This window comes from Rhizobium sp. Leaf321 (assembly GCF_001423215.1).
Classification (GTDB): Bacteria; Pseudomonadota; Alphaproteobacteria; order Rhizobiales; family Rhizobiaceae; genus Neorhizobium; species Neorhizobium soli.
Genome location: NZ_LMOF01000010.1, coordinates 1 through 1,348 on the forward strand (window position 1 = coordinate 1; position 1,348 = coordinate 1,348).

The 1,348-nt window shown below is 65.1% G+C and carries 3 protein-coding genes; all 3 read right to left on the bottom strand.

Features of this window, described 5'->3' with window-relative positions:
- Positions 1 to 195, bottom strand: a 195-nt coding sequence (locus tag ASF70_RS24140) for a hypothetical protein (protein ID WP_156461935.1), incomplete at its 3' end; no start/stop codon positions are given.
- A gap of 245 nt (positions 196 to 440) precedes the next feature.
- A complete protein-coding gene (locus ASF70_RS23335) occupies positions 441 to 1,049 on the bottom strand; it encodes a hypothetical protein (RefSeq protein ID WP_062583368.1) in 609 nt (202 codons plus the stop codon).
- On the bottom strand, positions 1,049 to 1,348 hold a 300-nt coding region (locus ASF70_RS24260), incomplete at its 5' end, for a hypothetical protein (protein WP_200943587.1). The genes ASF70_RS24260 and ASF70_RS23335, both read right to left, overlap by 1 nt.

Here is a 1,348-nt window from a genome sequence, read left to right on the forward strand (position 1 = left end):
AACGAGGTCTGGATCATGCCGGATCCCGATCCGCCAATGATCGGCGAGCCGACCGACCAACTGTGCAGCGTCGCCCTGTTCGATGGCGACGACGTCCTGCAGGAGGTTGGCTCCGATTGTCCGAGACCACGTTTCGTCGCAGTGCTGGAAGCGTTGGCGGCGTCCGCCAGCAGGCGAGCCAGTTCGCAGGGGCATGCGCCGGCTCCTCCTTCCGCGGAGGCGTCGATCGGCTCAGCGCATCGCGAGCCAGATGGCACGCTGGTCCTATGGCTGCGAGCCACAAACCAAGACGGGTCCGTCGTCGGACATGGTGAGTTGCGCTACTCGCCGAGCGACCATCACTATGACCGTGTCCTGCGCCATTTGAGACCGATCCCGCCGGGCGGTGAGGTTCTTGTTTTACCATTTCCACCACGCTGGCCGGACGAAGCTGCGTCGCCTCAGCGACCAAGGTCGTAGGTCGCCGTCGCAATCACCTGGGCGCGGTCACGTCGTGCACCCGGTGCGTCGGCACGGCTGAGGACCAGCGCCAGCTTTGGCTCCTTACGCAGTCGGAAGAAGGTCGAGACCATGCCCTCTTGGCGCTTCTCGCCGATGCGCTCCCAATGATCAGAGAAGTCCGGCGAGGCGGCCATGGCTTCGGCCGCCGGCTGGAAGTCGACCCCGCCGCCGCCCGTGATGTGGCACATCGGGATGTCGCGCGAGACCACCAGCGCGTAACCCTCGTTAGGTCCGGCATTGATCCGCCAGTAGCGGTTGCCGCGTCGGAGGGGCTCAGGGGGGAGGAGCGGCTCGGGCAGTTTCTCGGTCTCGTACACCGCGCTGCCAAGATCGATGGCCGCGAGGAAGCGCGCCGGATCGTTCAGCCAGCTTGACGGGTCGAGGACCCAAGTCTCGCAGCCGCGCAGTGCGCCTTCCAGACCGCTGCGCACCGGATCCGCGACAGGCCTATCCTGCGCCGATGCGGATCCGGAGATGGCAAGTAGCATCGCGGCGAGCAGCAGGCGGAACAAGCGTTCCATGTCGATGCAACACCTCATGCGCAGCATTATCGGTTCTCCAGACCACGTGAGGCGCGCTCAGCTCTGATCATGCCAGCTTCTCGGCCGATCTGGTCTCGAAGGTCCCTCAGTCCTGCCCGCATCCGCTCGTGTACAAGCGGATCCAGCGAAAGATCGGGATAATGTGCGTCCCAAAGAAGCACGGCGTCGATCGTCCGCTGGAGCTTGGGGATATCGCCGAAAGCCCAATTATTGACGGGCGGCCCGAGTGTCTCGAACAGCGACGAGAACAGAGCGGGTTCGCCGGTCGGGTCCTGAGCTGGGCCGCCGCTCAGGCGTGAGCGCCA